This window comes from Janthinobacterium sp. SUN128 (genome assembly GCF_030587275.1).
Classification (GTDB): domain Bacteria; phylum Pseudomonadota; class Gammaproteobacteria; order Burkholderiales; family Burkholderiaceae_D; genus Janthinobacterium; species Janthinobacterium lividum.
The window spans coordinates 1,145,789-1,159,384 of sequence record NZ_JAPWHY010000001.1; the positions used below are offsets into that span (position 1 = coordinate 1,145,789).

Below are 13,596 nucleotides of genomic sequence, written 5' to 3' on the forward strand. Positions count from 1 at the left end.
CAGAGCAAAGGGGCAAGTGATGGCTATTCAATTCAACGTCAACTTCAACGTGTCAGCGGACGAGCTACAAGGCAAGACCGTGCTGGTCTTCTTGAAACCGCAGAACCCGCAGCGCAATTACCAGATCCACGCCTGGCAGGTGTTGACGGGCTCGGCCGGTGCCACCGAATCGTTCGGCTACGAGGCACAGATTTCCACTGACGTGAGCTACTATGGCGTCAACGACAACAAGCTCATCTCGGGCCGCAAGAGCATTTTTCCGGGCCAGTTGCTATCGGCCGTGCGTCCGAACGGCTTGTCGCCGCTGCTGCAGCCTGCCTCGACTTCGCTGGCGCAAATGAAGTTGACGCCGCAGCAGTGCGGCGTGATCAACCAGACCACCCCCTACATTCAGTTCGACAGCAACTGGTACGTCAATGACAAACCGGTCGTGACCATGCCTTATGTCGATACGAACATGACGGTAAGCTTCGAGTACCTGCCCAACTTTTATTTCATGGTGGCCACGCCGCCCATGGTGGGCCAGACTTACGTCGTGCAAAATTTCTCGGACATGACGCAGTATGTAGCGCCGGTCACGGCCACCGAAGTGGACGTCACGCTGAGCCGGAACCAGGGCCTGTGGAACTTCGACTTCGGCGCCAAGTAAGGCGTCCCGGCGCTGGCGCTGCCTACACTTCGACGGCCAGGTCATCGAAATCGGCCAGGGTGCCGCCATCGGCGATCAGCTGTTCGAAGTTTTGCCGGCGGCGCAGGTCGATATCGGTATTGCTGACGCCCCGTTTCCAGTAACCGGCCACCAGCACCTGTTCCTTGTCCAGGCCGGCATCGATGCGGAAGTGCTGGCGGATGGCGCGCATTTCATCGCGTTCGCCGGCGCCCCATATCGCGTAATCCTGCGGATCTTGTAACGCCCTGGCCTGGGCGGCCAGCGGCCCGTCCGGCGCCACATGGGCCGTGCCGAGGCGCTGCAATGCCAGGCCCGGCACCTTGGGCAATTCCTGGAACGCCGCTTCATCATCGGTCACTACCCAGCCGATGCCGCTCGCGTTGGCGGGCCATTGATGCAACATGGCATACAGGGCGGGTATGCCCGTCTCGTCGAGGAAGAGGGCGAGCTTGCGTTCGCTGCCCCCTGGCACGGTGAACTGCGGGCGCGGCCCCGTCAGGCGAAAGATGTCGCCCACGCGCAGGCTGTCGCCCCAGCGCATCATGGGGCTGGCATGTTCATGCAGCACGATATCGAAGGTAAAGGCTGACGCCGCCGCGTCATAGCTGCGCACGGTGTAGATGCGCGAGGCGCCGCCATCGATGGCGCCGTCGAGATGGATGCGGAAGGCCACGTTGGGCAGCGCCCAGTGCGGATCGTCGCCCGAGCTGGCCAGGCTGGCCGTGACGCGCAGCACGCTGGGAACGGGGCGCGCGATGGCGGCGACGCTGGCCGTGACTGCATGCAGGCTGCGGTCATGCTCGGCATTGCGCAAGGGGCCGCCTGTTTGCGGTTCTGGGGGTGTTGCCATGGTAAGTACTCCTGTATCTTGGGTAATTAGTTTCATCATGCTAAACTAATTGCGGAAAAACGACAACGCAGCTGCCGCCACGGAAAATAATCATGACTATCGCCACCGATACACCGCGCCCCGGGCGTCCCCCCAGCATCACGCGCGCGCGCATTGCCGACGCCGGCATCGCCATGGGCTTGCCCGCCATGACCTTTACGGGCGTGGCCGCCTTGCTCGGCGTCAGCCACGTGGCGCTGTACAAGCACGTGGCGCACCTGGCCGCGCTCAAGCTGCTGGTGGCCGCAGAGATTTTTGCGCATTGGCAATTGCCCGCGCCCGGGGAGGATGACCTGGAACACTACCTGCTGCGTTTCAGCGCTTCGCTGCGAGCGCTGGTCAAGTCGCATCCCGGCCTGGCGCCCTATCTGCTGCGCCGGAAAGCGACGCCGCCGACCATGCTGGCGCGCATCGAGGCCCACCAGGCGCAGGTGGCGCACGGCTACCAGCTGCCGCTGGAGCGCGCCCGCTGGCTGCTGTCGACCGTGGCGTTTCACTGCGTGGCCCTGGCCGACACCGTGTATGCGCCGGCCGGCGACGCCTGGGAAGCAGAGGACGATGCGCTCATCGAGGCCGAGTTTGACCTGGGCATGCGCGCGCTGGTCATCGGGGTGCTGGCGATGCGGCCGTAATGGCGCGCAATCTTGCTCGAACTACAACTTCGGCAGGCTCAGCTTGCCTGTATGGCCGGCCTGCGCCGGCGCCAGAACGGCGCTGACGGCCAGCGCGTTTCCTGGCCGTAGCAGTACGCCAGGTGGCGTTCGTACGCCGCGCCGATGGCTGTCAGTTCCCTATTGTATTTATGATAGGCATTCACGTCGCCGTGCAGCGTGCGGTCGGCGGCCTCGGCTGCGGCCAGGCCCGTGTACAGGGCGTTGAAGATGCCTTGCGAGGACAGCGGATCGAAGCTCAGCGCGGCGTCGCCGACGGCGAACCAGCCTGGGCCGGCGCCGGCGTCCAGCGTCGCCGTATGCGCGGGCGTGGCCATGGCGGGCGTATCGGCCGCATAGCCTTGCTGCTCCAGCAATTCCCGCGTGGCGGGCAGGCGCCGCGCCGCCGCTTCCAGCCAGCCGGCATCGCGCAAGATGTTGGTGTCGAGCAAGTCCGCATCCGTATGCAGGGCCAGCACGCGGCGCTGGCCGGGCAGGGGCGCGCTGTACCACCAGCCGTCTTCGCACGCCTCGATGTGGGCAAAGCCCCGCGCGGAGGGCGTGCGATCCTGCCCGTATTGCCATACCGATACCAGCCGGTCGCTGCGCTGGCGCCGCGCCCCGATTCTGCGGGCCAGCCGGGCGTTGCGTCCCGTGGCGTCGATGATGATGCGCGCCGCCGCGTCGCAGGGGCCGTGCCGTGTTTCCAGCCGCACTCTCCAGCTGCCGTCATCCGGTACGATGTCCGTGACCTTGGCCGAGGCCAGCAGGGCGGCGCCGCGCCGGCGCGCCTCGTCGCGCAGCCACAGGTCGAAGGTGCCGCGCGCCAGGTGCCAGCCGTGCCCGTCGGGATCGCTGAGGAAGTGGTGTTCCGTCCAGGCGCCGTTCCACCAGGCGCGGTTGCCGTGGTAGGGCGCATGGCCCTGGCGCAGGAAGGCGTCAAGCAAGCCCATGTCCTGCAACAGGCGCGCGGCGGCCGGCGGCAGCGATTCGCCGATGCGCGCCAGCGGGCCGGCCAGCCGGTCGACCAGCAAGACCCGGTGCCGCCCCGCCAGGTTCAGCGCGGCCGTGGCGCCGGCCGGACCGGCGCCGACGATGAGCACGTCGGCCTGCAGCAGGGTCACAAGCGGTGTTGCTGCAGATGGCGCGCTTTTTCCGTGCCTTCCAGGTCGACGTCGACGAACTCGTCCGGTATGCCCGCCGCGGCGCGCAACTGGTGCTTGCCGGCTATCGGTTGCGGCAGGTTTTCCACCTGCAGGAAGGCGGGGAAGCCCGTCACGTCCGTGGGCCCGGGGCGTACTTCCACCACGCCCACTTGCGCCAGGTCGGCGATCATGTTGTTGATCTGCTCTTCATAGCTGATGTTGCCCAGCGGACGTATCCACGCGGCGCGCCCGGCGAAGGCGGCCAGGCGGTCGTCGACGGGAACTTCGCGGTTCATCACCGTGTCGTAGGCGAGCTTGCTCATCACCTGGTTGGGCACGCGCGCGGGCCAGAAGGTGGGTACGTAGGGATCGTAGTCGGACTGATAGCCGGAGCGGCAGCTGGCCGTGTCCGTCTGCCATGGCACGGCCATCCAGCGCGTCACGCCGCCGGCGATCTGCGCCGAGCAGGGGCTGCTGATATTGTCCGGTGTCAAGACGGCGCCGTAGTCGGGCTCCACCCAACCCGGCGGCCGGTGCGCCAGGCGGAACGGTGCGCTGTACATGCTGGCCTGGCGCATGGGCCAGGTCATTTCGCAGCCGGGGTGGAAGGCGTCGGCCAGGCAGAATTCCATGGCCGCGCGCAGCAGGGTGTCCGGTTGCTGCGCCAGTTCCACGTCGGCCAGGCTTTGCGGCGGCGTCTTGCCGGGCGCGTAGTCGTCCGTGAACTTGCCGTCGGCCCATTGCTTGAGGAAGCGCAATTGCAAATTGCTCAGCGCGCAGTTCTGGCGTGGCGTGTCTGCCGGCGGGATGGCCATCGCATCGCCATACAGCCACGGCCACGGCGATGGCGCCCAGGCGTCGCGCTCGAACTGGCGGAACTGGTTATAGATGACGTTGCGCCACTCCTTGCGGTTGTCGGACGGGCTGGCCAGGCGCGCCATCCATTCGTCGCGGCTGAACGGCGTGCTGCCGTCCCAGCCAAAGGCGGCCGCAAAGCCGGCATTCACCCATTGCAGATTGGACAGGCGCTCGAAAATGGGGCGGATATCGTCCTGGAACGAGGGAACGGCAGGCGCGGCAATTTTGCCTTCGGAAACAAACAAGTCCCGCATCAAGTCCCACATGGTGCGCACCGACTTTTGCTGCGGCGCATAGTCGGGCGGCGCGACGACCACCCAGGCCATGTCGACGGGCAAGGCATGGCCTTGGTAGTGCACCTTGGCGCAGACGGGGCCGTCGGCCGTGTCGTCATGCCAGCCTTCATTGTTGGCGAAGGTGATGGCGCGCGCGCCATTCCACGAGGCCGACTTGCCATGGCCGCCCAGCACGATCAGCCGTCCCATGGCATCCGTGCGCAATTCGCCCAGGTAGACGGGCGTGCCCATGAAGCGGCCGCTGTCGAAGGCCACGCCTTGGCTGTCGCTGCCGCTGATCTTGCGCTCGCCCGGCGTGATGGACAGTTGCGCGCGGTCGGTGACGGCCATGTTGCGCAGGAACGAGGGCTGGGTGACATTCGCCTCGGGAATATCGAGCGCGATCTGGAACTGGTACCACGCCGCCTTCGTGTTGGCCAGGGTGACGGACCATTCGATGTCGGCATTGCTGGCGTTCAATTCGGCCACCGCCACGCCGGCCGCGTTCAGGCCGTAGATGCGAAAGCTGGCCGCCTGGCGCTTGATGGCTCCGGACGCATCGCGGTAATAACCGGCCGGCCGCGCCGCCGGTTCCGGCACCTCCGGTCCCAGAAAGTACTCGCTGGGGCTGTTGCCCACGCGTGCAATGCCGATGGGCGGATAAATCGCGGCCTTGACGATGACGGTATCCAAAGTGGGGGTGGACATGGCGGGCCTTTCCAGATGCGTGGAGGGAAGGAAAATATACCGCATAAAAAATGCGCCAAATGCGCACATAGTCACGCTGGCGTGAAATCGGGCGCCAGGCCGGGCAATTCAGTTACTGCGGAGATTGACTTGTTGCCAGCATGTAGCTATCTTGGACTGGCATTGCCTTTTTATCAATACATAAAATAATGTATTGATCCGATATTTTTCTATGCAACCTTTGAGGAATGATATGAAAATCAAGGCTATTTTCTGTGTAGGCGCGCTATCTCTGCTGGCTTTTCTGCCGGTATCGCAAGCGGCCCAGCCTGGCGAGGCGCTCGCTGCGGCGGTACCGCTTGCGAAAGGCGTGGCCCTGTATCCGCAGGAAGGCAATATCCCGCCGTTCCGCGGGTCCGGCTCCAGGTAAGGCCACCGCGGCAGTTTATGCGGCGCGGCGCCAGTCGGGGTAAGATGGCGGCTATTTCAAGACCTTGAGAGGCCCGCGTGCGCGTGTTGCTGGTGGAAGACGATCCGATGATCGGGGAGAGCCTGGTCGAAGGCTTGCGCGGCGAGTGCTATGCCGTGGACTGGGTGCGCGATGGCCACGATGCGGAGCTGGCGCTGGCCGGTTTCGCCTACGATTTGATGCTGCTGGACCTGGGCTTGCCCGGCAAGGAGGGCATGGACGTGCTGCGCACCATGCGTGCGCGGGGCGCCGAGTTGCCCGTGCTGATCATCACGGCGCGCGACGGTACGCCGGCCCGCGTCGACGGGCTCGACAGCGGCGCCGACGATTACCTGGTCAAGCCGTTCGACCTCGACGAGCTGCTGGCGCGCATCCGCGCGCTGCTGCGCCGCCGCGTCAGCCGTTCGCGATCCGTCATCGAGCACGGCGCGCTGATCCTCGACCTGGCCAGCCACGAGGTCACGTTCGAGGGCGAATTGATCAAGCTGCCGCCGCGCGAGTTTTCCGTGCTGCGCGCCTTGCTCGACCATCCGGGCAAGGTGGTGTCGAAGCGCCAGCTGAGTGAAAAGCTGTATGGCTGGGATTGCGAAGTGGAAAGCAATACCGTCGATGTGTACGTGTACCAGCTGCGCAAGAAGCTCGGTGCCGACTGCATCCAGACCGTGCGTGGCGTGGGCTACAAGATGCGGGTAGCATCTTGCTGACCATCCGCCGCCAGTTGCTGCTCGGTTTGCTGGCCGCTACCTTGCTGTGCGTGCTCGGCGCCGGCATTTCGCTGTTCCGTTCGCTGCTGGAAGAAACCAATGAACTGGCCGATCTGCAGCTGCGCCAGCTGGCCGTGGCCTTGCCCGACGAATTCGAGACGCAGACGGGCCTGGCCGCCGCGCAAGACCCGGAAGAAGCGTTCGTGCTGCAGGCATGGGACGAGGACGGCCAGCCATTGCCCGTCCTGCAGGGCCAGCCGGCACTGCCGCGCTATGTGCTGGCCGGCTTTGCCGATGTCGTGCTGCACGGCGAGGACTGGCGCCTGTACGGCGAAACGCGGCGCGGCCGCTACGTGCAGGTGGCGCAGGCGCAGGCCGTGCGCGACCAGCTGGCCTGGCAGATGAGCATGCGGGCAGGCGCTCCCCTGCTGGTATTCGCACTGATCCTGGCGCTGCTGATCGTCGCCGTCGTGGGGCGGGCGCTGGCGCCGCTGCACCGGCTGGCTGAATCCGTGGCGGGCCGTTCGCCGGATGCGCTCACGCCGCTGGCGGCCGACGACATGCCGCCCGAACTGCGGCCCGTGGCGCTGGCGTTGAATAGCCTGATGGGGCAGTTCGAAGCGGCGCTGACGGCGCAGCGCACCTTTGTTGCCGATGCGGCGCATGAATTGCGCTCGCCGCTGACGGCGCTGAAACTGCAGCTGCAGGTGGCCGAGCGGGCCGCCAGCGAGGAAGAACGCCGCGTGGCCCTGGCGCGGCTGCACGAGCGGCTGGACCGCAGCACGCACCTGGTGCGGCAACTGCTCAGTCTGGCGCGCCATGAAACGGCGCTGGCGGTCAGCCAGCTGCACACGGTGGACCTGGGACAATTGCTGGAAGCGGCCGTGGGCGACCACAGCGCGCTGGCCGACAGCCGGGAGATCGACCTGGGCGTGGTGGAAACGTTGCCGGCCAGGGTGCTGGTACAGGCCGATCCCGATGGCTTGCAAGTGTTGCTGAATAACCTGATCGACAACGCCTTGCGCTACACGCAGCAGGGCGGCAGGGTCGACTTGCAGGCGGCCGTGGAAGAGGGCCGGCCCCTGCTGCGCGTGTCCGACAACGGCCCCGGTGTGCCGCAACAGCACCACGCGCGCCTGTTCGACCGCTTCTTCCGCCCCAACGGCAACGATGCCTGGGGCTGCGGCCTGGGCCTGTCCATCGTGCGCCACATCGCCGAGCACCACCAGGCCGATATCGCGCTGGCCGAGGGGGACGAGGGGCGGGGCCTGCAGGTGACGGTGCGTTTTCCGCAAGCGGCCTGAACGGACAAAAAAAAGCGGATGCCGGTCAGGGCATCCGCTTTTCAATCACGGGCGAGGCGCTTACGCCAGCTCGGTGATGAATTGCTCGCGCGCAGGGCGCACTTTTTTCAAGTCCACCAGCCAGTCGCCTGCGTCGGCGCGGTAGCCGAGCGGCAGCATGACGACGGAACGCAGGCCTTTTTCACGCAGGTTCAGGATTTCATCGACCTTGGCTGGATCAAACCCTTCCATCGGCGTCGAATCGACCTTTTCCTGGGCCGCGGCGATCAGGGCCGTGCCCACGCCGATATATGCCTGGCGCGCCGCGTGCTGGTAGTTGGTTTCCGCATCGCGCTGCGGATACGTGGCCAGGATTTGCTGGCGGTAGGCTTCCCAGCCTTCATTCTTGAAGCCGCGCACGGTGTTGACCAGGTCAAAGCGCGCGTTGATGCGTTCTGCCGTGTAATTGTCCCAGGCGGCGAACACCAGCAGGTGCGAGGCGTCCGTCACTTGCGACTGGTTCCATGCATGCGGCTTGATCTGTTCGCGCAGGGCCGGATTCGTCACGACGAAGACTTCGTAAGGATGCAGTCCGCTGGAGCTGGCAGTCAGGCGCACGGCTTCCAGGATGCGCTCGACCTTGTCTTGCGGCACCGTTTTCGTCGGGTCCATTTTCTTGGTGGCGTAGCGCCATTGCAGTGTTTCGAGCAGTGCGGACATATAAATCCCTTTCATAATGAATAGTTCAGATTGGAAATGATAGCGGATTCAGGCATTTCAAGTGCGGCGGGCAAAAGAACTTGTATAGCCGAGCCAGGCACGGTTGTCTACAGGCCAAGCATGGCAAGCTCATGCTGCGGATAGCGCGCGCCCTGCACGGCGGCGGGAGCGATGGCGGCGCCGATGGCGCCCAGCTCGGCTTTGTTCAGGGTAATCCGCGCGGCGGCCACATTCTCTTCCAGGTGCGCCAGGCTGCGGGCGCCCGGTATCGGCACGATATCGCTGCCTTGGGCCAGCAGCCAGGCCAGGGCCAGCTGGGCCGCCGTGGCGCCGCGCGCCGCCGCCAGGCGCTGCAGTTCAGCTACCAGCTTCGCGTTGGCTTCCATCGCCTGCGGCTGGAAACGGGGCAGGCTGTGGCGGTAGTCGTCTGGCGCCAGCGCGGCGCTGGATGCGAGCCGGCCCGTCAGGAAGCCCCGGCCCAGCGGGCTGTACGGCACGAAGCCGATACCGAGCGCGCGGCAAGCGGGCAGCACCTCGGCTTCCACCTCGCGGCTCCACAGCGAATACTCGGACTGGACGGCCGCAATCGGATGCACGGCGTGGGCGCGGCGCAGGGTGGCGGCCGACACTTCCGACAGCCCCAGGTGGCGCACCTTGCCGGCCCGCACCAGATCCGCCATGGCGCCGACGACGTCTTCGATGGGCACGGCGGGGTCCACGCGGTGCTGGTACAGCAAGTCGATGCAATCGATGCCCAGCCGGGACAGCGACGCTTCCACGGCCCGGACGATGTGTCCGGGGCGGCTGTCGACGCCCGCCATGCGTTCCACGCCCTGGCCGTGGGGCAAGATTCTGAAGCCGAACTTGGTGGCGATGCTGACCTTGCCGCGCAGCTCCTTCAGGGCGCGGCCTACCAAGTCCTCGTTGGCGTAGGGGCCGTAGACTTCCGCCGTATCGATCAGGGTCACGCCCAGTTCCACGGCGCGGTGCAATACGCGCAGCGAGGTGGCCTCGTCGGCGCCGCCGTAGGCAAAGCTCATGCCCATGCAGCCCAGGCCGATGGGGGCGACGCGCAAGCCGGAGTTGCCCAGTGTTCTGTGTTCCATTTTTCACTCCTCTTCAAAAAAAGATGCAAGGAGTATGGATGAAGCAACAGCATGCGATAAGATGGCTTATCCTGCATGCATTACTGAATTTTACTCATGAATAATGGCTGACCTCAATGAATTGACGGCCTTTGCCGCCGTCGCCCGCCTGCGCAGCTTTCGCAAGGCGGCCGTCGAACGGGGCGTGTCCGCTTCCGCCCTCAGCCATGCGCTGCGGGCGCTGGAAGAGCGCCTGGGCGTGCGCCTGCTGAACCGTACCACGCGCAGCGTCACGCCGACCGAAGCGGGGCAGCAGTTGCTGGCGCGGCTGGCGCCGGCCATGCGCGAAATCGATGATGCCTTGCAGGACTTGAGCGCCTTGCAGGATGTGCCCGCAGGCAAGCTGCGCCTGAACGTGCCCCGTCCGGCCGCCCGGCTGCTGCTGGCGCCCATGCTGGCCAGCTTCGTCGCCCGCTATCCGCGCGTGCAGGTGGAAGTGGTGACGGATGACGGCATGATTGATATCGTGCGCGACGGTTTTGACGCGGGCATCCGCTTCGGCGAGCAGGTGGCGGCCGACATGATCGCCGTGCCCGTGGGCGCGCCGCAGCCTTTCGTGGTGGTGGCGTCACCCGCCTATCTGGCGGCGCATGGGGCGCCAAGCACGCCGCACGCGCTGCTCGAGCATGCCTGCATCGGCCGGCGTTTTCCCAGCGGGCGCCAGTATGCGTGGGAGTTCGAGCAGGCAGGCGAGGGTGTCAGCATCGCCGTCGGCGGGCCGCTGGTGTTCGACGACGATGAACTGATGCTGCGCGCGGCCCGCGATGGCGCGGGACTGGCGTATGTGTACGAGGCCGATGCGCGCACCGATATCGCGGCGGGACGCCTGGCGTGCGTGCTGGAACGCTGCCTGCCGCCGCCGCCCCGTTACTTCCTGTACTACCCGAGCCGGCGGCAGATGCCGCCCGTGCTGCGCGCCTTTGTCGACATGCTGCGCGCGCCGGCGATATAGTCAGCCGGTGTGCGGCGGCGCGGCGTGCTCGACCGGCCACTTGATGGTGAACAGGCTGCCGCCCGCCTTGCCACGCGTGCAGACGGCGCTGCCGCCATGCGCGCGCGCGATGGCTTCGACCACGGCCAGGCCCAGGCCGCTGCCCGCGTTCAGGTCGACCCTGTCGCTGTCGCCGCGGCGGAATGCTTCGAACACGTGCGGCGCCAGTTCCTCGGCAATGCCGGGGCCTGCATCTTCGACGCTCAGGAAGTACTGGCCGGCCTGCACGCGGGTACGCACGCGCAGCAGGCCCGGATGCGCATAGCGGCGCGCGTTGTCGAGCAGGGCCAGCACGATTTGCCGGATGCGCGCCGCGTCGCAGCAGACGGGATGGTCGGACAGGTGCAGTTGCAGGGCAAAGCCGGCCGCTTCCATGTCCGGCGCCAGCAGGCGGCGCACTTCCTCGATTTCCAGCGTCAGGTCTGTCCATGCCATGCGCAGCTGCATGTGGCCGCTGTCGGCCAGGCTCAGGGTGCGCAAGTCCTCGATCAGGCGGCCCAGGTCTTCCACTTGCGACAGCAGGCTGGAAAACGGCACTTCCTCTGGCTTGAAGACGCCATCGACGACGCCTTGCAGGGTGCCGCGCAGGATGGTCACGGGCGTGCGCAGCTCGTGCGCGATGGCCGCATTCCACGTCTCGCTTTCCTTGGCCGCCCGCTGCAGGCGCTCGGCCATGCTGTTGAAATCGTCGACCAGCATGGCCGTTTCACCCAGGGTGCGGTCGCCGGCGAAGGCGCGCGCGGACAGGTCGCCATGCGCCACGCGGCGCACGCTGTCCATCACGGAATTGATCGGTTTTAGAATGCGCGACGCGAGCTTGATGGCGAAGAACGCGGCCAGCAGCAAGCCAAAGATGGTAATCGACAGTATCCACAGCCATTCCACCGTCGTCGGCGACCAGTCGTCCGGCTCGGACAGCATGTTGGGGTCGATCTTGAAGACGACGGCGAAAAACGTCCACGAAAAAATCCAGATGACGAGGATGCTGATGACCATCAGCACGGACATCGACAGCACGATCTGCCGGTTCAAGCCTGTGAAGCGCATCAGAGGTCGCTTTCCAGGCGGTAGCCCACGCCGCGCAGGCTGGCCGGCATGTTCATCACGCCCGCTTCTTCCAGCTTCTTGCGCAGCTTGCTGACGTGGCTGTCCACCGTGCGTTCCAGCGAATTGCTCTCGGGCATGCACGACTCCAGCAATTCCAGGCGGCTGCAGACGCGGCGCGGCGTGCGCGCAAGGTGGGCCAGAAGGCGGAACTCCGTCAAGGTCAGGCTCAAAGGCACGGGCGCGCCTTCGCGCAGCACGCTGGCCACATAAGTTTCCTGGTCGATCTCGATGGGGCCGCAGCGCAGGCGCTGGCCGCCGACGGGGTGGTGGCGCACGCGTGAGCGGCGCAGCACGGCGGCCACGCGGGCCACCACTTCGGCCGGATTGAAGGGCTTGATGATGTAGTCGTCGGCGCCCACGCGCAGTGCGGCCAGTTTATCGGCATCCTGGTCGCGCGCCGTCAGCATGATGACGGGCGTCTCGCCGCGCCGCCGCACTTCCGCCAGCACGCCCCAGCCATCGACACGGGGCATTTGCACGTCGAGCAGCAGCAGGTCCGGCGCCAGCGCCAGGTGCTGCTGCAGCGCTTCCTGGCCATCGTGCGCGAAGGCCGTGCGGTAGCCGTCGCGCTCCAGGTAGCCGGCGAGGATGCGGGCGATTTGCGGTTCATCTTCGGCGATCAGGACGAGGGCGGAAGGCGGCGTGGTGGCAAGGAAGGAGGGCTGGCTGGTGCTGTGATGATAGTTCATATAAATAGTCTAGCATTCTTCGCCGTCTCCATCGAATCTCCACATTTCTTTGACGGAACATCCATCTTGGCCTTCTATGCTCTTGTTATCTGTCGACCGGACCGCCGGTTGGGATCTGCCATAGAGAAAGACCATGCATCCGAGCCACCTCACCAAGAAAAACATGTTGATCGCCGCGGCACTGCTCAGCCTTGCCGCCTGTTCCAAACCCGCGCCGGAAGAAGGCGCCGCGCCGCCCGCCGCCGTGACGGTGCTCAAGCTGCAAGCGGCGCCTGTCGTCCTCAGCGATGAATTGCCGGGCAGGGTGGCCGCTTTCCGCACGGCCGACATCCGCCCGCAAGTGGGCGGCATCGTGCTGCGCCGCCAGTTCGAGCAGGGCGCTGAAGTGAAAGCGGGGCAGAAGCTGTTCCAGCTGAACCCCGCGCCAGTCCAGGCGGACGTCGATTCGGCTGCCGCCGCCCTGCAGCATGCGGTGGCCACGGCGAACCGCGCCAGCAGCCAGGCCGACAGGTTGAAGCCGCTGGTGGAAGCGGACGCCATCAGCCGCCAGGCGTATGACGATGCCGTGGCCCAGCGCGAGCAAGCCGTGGCCACCGTGGCCCAGGCACGCGCGGCCCTGGCGCGCCGCCGCCTGGACCTGGCCTTTGCCAGCATCGAGGCGCCCATTGCCGGGCGCATCGGCTCCGAACTGGTGACGGAAGGCGCGCTCGTGGGCCTGGCCGATGCCACGCCGATGGCGCGCATCCAGCAGATCGACAAGGTGTATGTCGACGTGCGCCAGCCGGCCGCCGCGCTGGCCGCGCTGCAAGCCTCCGGCACCGGCGGCGCGGACAAGCTGCCCGTGACTATCCTCGGCGCGGATGGCCAGCCGCATCCCGTCACGGGCCGCATCCTGTTCTCCGGCATCAGCGTCGATGCGGGCACGGGCGACGCCGTCATCCGCGTGCTGGTCGACAATCCGCAGCGCCAGCTGCTGCCGGGCATGTTCGTGCGCGCCCGCATCGCCCGCGCCGTGCAGGCAAATGGCGTGCTGCTGCCGCAGCAAGCCGTCTTGCACAGCAGCGGCGGCCAGGCGCAGGCCTGGGTGCTCGATGGCACGAACAAAGCAAGCCTTAAACCCATCAGCGTGGGCGACGTGATCGACCACCAATACGTGGTCAACGGCGGCTTGAAGGCTGGCGAAACCGTCGTCATCGAAGGCCAGGAACGCTTGCAGCCGGGCGCCACCGCCGCACCGCAGCCATGGAAGCGCGCCGCAGCCGTTGCCGCCGCACCTGCCGTCAGCGCCGTGCGCTGACCCGTACATATTGAAAG

14 protein-coding genes are annotated in these 13,596 nt (G+C 66.3%); 7 read left to right on the plus strand and 7 right to left on the minus strand.

What is annotated here, in order from left to right:
• Nucleotides 1-19: 19 nt before the first annotated feature.
• Complete coding sequence (locus O3297_RS05285; RefSeq protein WP_151097582.1) at nucleotides 20-649, plus strand: hypothetical protein; 630 nt, start codon at nucleotides 20-22, stop codon at nucleotides 647-649.
• 22 nt (nucleotides 650-671) lie between these two features.
• On the opposite strand, the gene O3297_RS05290 is transcribed toward O3297_RS05285, so the two are convergent.
• Complete coding sequence (locus O3297_RS05290; RefSeq protein ID WP_305047947.1) at nucleotides 672-1,520, minus strand: siderophore-interacting protein; 849 nt, start codon at nucleotides 1,518-1,520, stop codon at nucleotides 672-674.
• Nucleotides 1,521-1,612: 92 nt separating this feature from the next.
• Between O3297_RS05290 and O3297_RS05295 the strand changes: the two genes are divergently transcribed.
• Nucleotides 1,613-2,191 carry a TetR/AcrR family transcriptional regulator gene (locus O3297_RS05295; RefSeq protein ID WP_305047948.1) on the plus strand — a complete coding sequence of 193 codons (579 nt, stop codon included), beginning with the start codon at nucleotides 1,613-1,615 and terminating at the stop codon, nucleotides 2,189-2,191.
• Between the two features lie 38 nt (nucleotides 2,192-2,229).
• Here the strand turns inward: O3297_RS05295 and O3297_RS05300 are convergent, their stop codons facing one another.
• The gene (locus O3297_RS05300) at nucleotides 2,230-3,333 is read right to left on the minus strand and encodes a tryptophan 7-halogenase (protein ID WP_099387526.1); all 1,104 of its coding nucleotides are present in this window, start codon (nucleotides 3,331-3,333) and stop codon (nucleotides 2,230-2,232) included.
• Complete coding sequence (locus O3297_RS05305) at nucleotides 3,330-5,195, minus strand: LodA/GoxA family CTQ-dependent oxidase (protein WP_305047949.1); 1,866 nt, start codon at nucleotides 5,193-5,195, stop codon at nucleotides 3,330-3,332. Before O3297_RS05305 ends, O3297_RS05300 begins: the two co-directional genes overlap by 4 nt.
• A 232-nt stretch (nucleotides 5,196-5,427) precedes the next feature.
• Here O3297_RS05305 and O3297_RS05310 point away from each other — a divergent pair, with 232 nt between their 5' ends.
• From O3297_RS05310 to O3297_RS05320, 3 genes are all read left to right on the plus strand, one after another.
• Nucleotides 5,428-5,604 carry a hypothetical protein gene (locus O3297_RS05310; protein WP_305047950.1) on the plus strand — a complete coding sequence of 59 codons (177 nt, stop codon included), beginning with the start codon at nucleotides 5,428-5,430 and terminating at the stop codon, nucleotides 5,602-5,604.
• Between the two features lie 77 nt (nucleotides 5,605-5,681).
• Entirely contained in the window at nucleotides 5,682-6,347 is a 666-nt protein-coding gene (locus tag O3297_RS05315) for a response regulator transcription factor (protein ID WP_034788094.1), read from the plus strand.
• Nucleotides 6,341-7,651, plus strand: a complete 1,311-nt coding sequence (locus O3297_RS05320) for an ATP-binding protein (protein ID WP_305047951.1) — start codon at nucleotides 6,341-6,343, stop codon at nucleotides 7,649-7,651. The genes O3297_RS05315 and O3297_RS05320 overlap by 7 nt, the downstream gene beginning before the upstream one ends.
• Nucleotides 7,652-7,711: 60 nt before the next feature.
• Here O3297_RS05320 and O3297_RS05325 read toward each other — a convergent pair whose 3' ends face one another.
• Nucleotides 7,712-8,350 (minus strand): NAD(P)H-dependent oxidoreductase, encoded by a 639-nt coding sequence (locus O3297_RS05325; protein WP_034788098.1) that lies wholly within the window; start codon nucleotides 8,348-8,350, stop codon nucleotides 7,712-7,714.
• 107 nt (nucleotides 8,351-8,457) lie between these two features.
• Entirely contained in the window at nucleotides 8,458-9,456 is a 999-nt protein-coding gene (locus O3297_RS05330) for an aldo/keto reductase (protein WP_305047952.1), read from the minus strand.
• 103 nt (nucleotides 9,457-9,559) lie between these two features.
• Here O3297_RS05330 and O3297_RS05335 point away from each other — a divergent pair, with 103 nt between their 5' ends.
• On the plus strand, nucleotides 9,560-10,447 hold the full coding sequence (locus O3297_RS05335; protein WP_305047953.1) for a LysR family transcriptional regulator: 888 nt from the start codon (nucleotides 9,560-9,562) through the stop codon (nucleotides 10,445-10,447).
• On the opposite strand, the gene O3297_RS05340 is transcribed toward O3297_RS05335, so the two are convergent.
• Nucleotides 10,448-11,533 (minus strand): ATP-binding protein, encoded by a 1,086-nt coding sequence (locus O3297_RS05340; protein ID WP_305047954.1) that lies wholly within the window; start codon nucleotides 11,531-11,533, stop codon nucleotides 10,448-10,450. It abuts the gene before it with no gap.
• Nucleotides 11,533-12,282: a response regulator gene (locus O3297_RS05345; RefSeq protein WP_305047955.1), complete on the minus strand. Its 750-nt coding sequence runs from the start codon at nucleotides 12,280-12,282 to the stop codon at nucleotides 11,533-11,535. Before O3297_RS05345 ends, O3297_RS05340 begins: the two co-directional genes overlap by 1 nt.
• 133 nt (nucleotides 12,283-12,415) lie before the next feature.
• Here O3297_RS05345 and O3297_RS05350 point away from each other — a divergent pair, with 133 nt between their 5' ends.
• Nucleotides 12,416-13,579, plus strand: coding sequence for an efflux RND transporter periplasmic adaptor subunit (locus O3297_RS05350; protein WP_305047956.1), 1,164 nt, complete (start codon nucleotides 12,416-12,418; stop codon nucleotides 13,577-13,579).
• The last annotated feature ends 17 nt before the right edge of the window (nucleotides 13,580-13,596 follow it).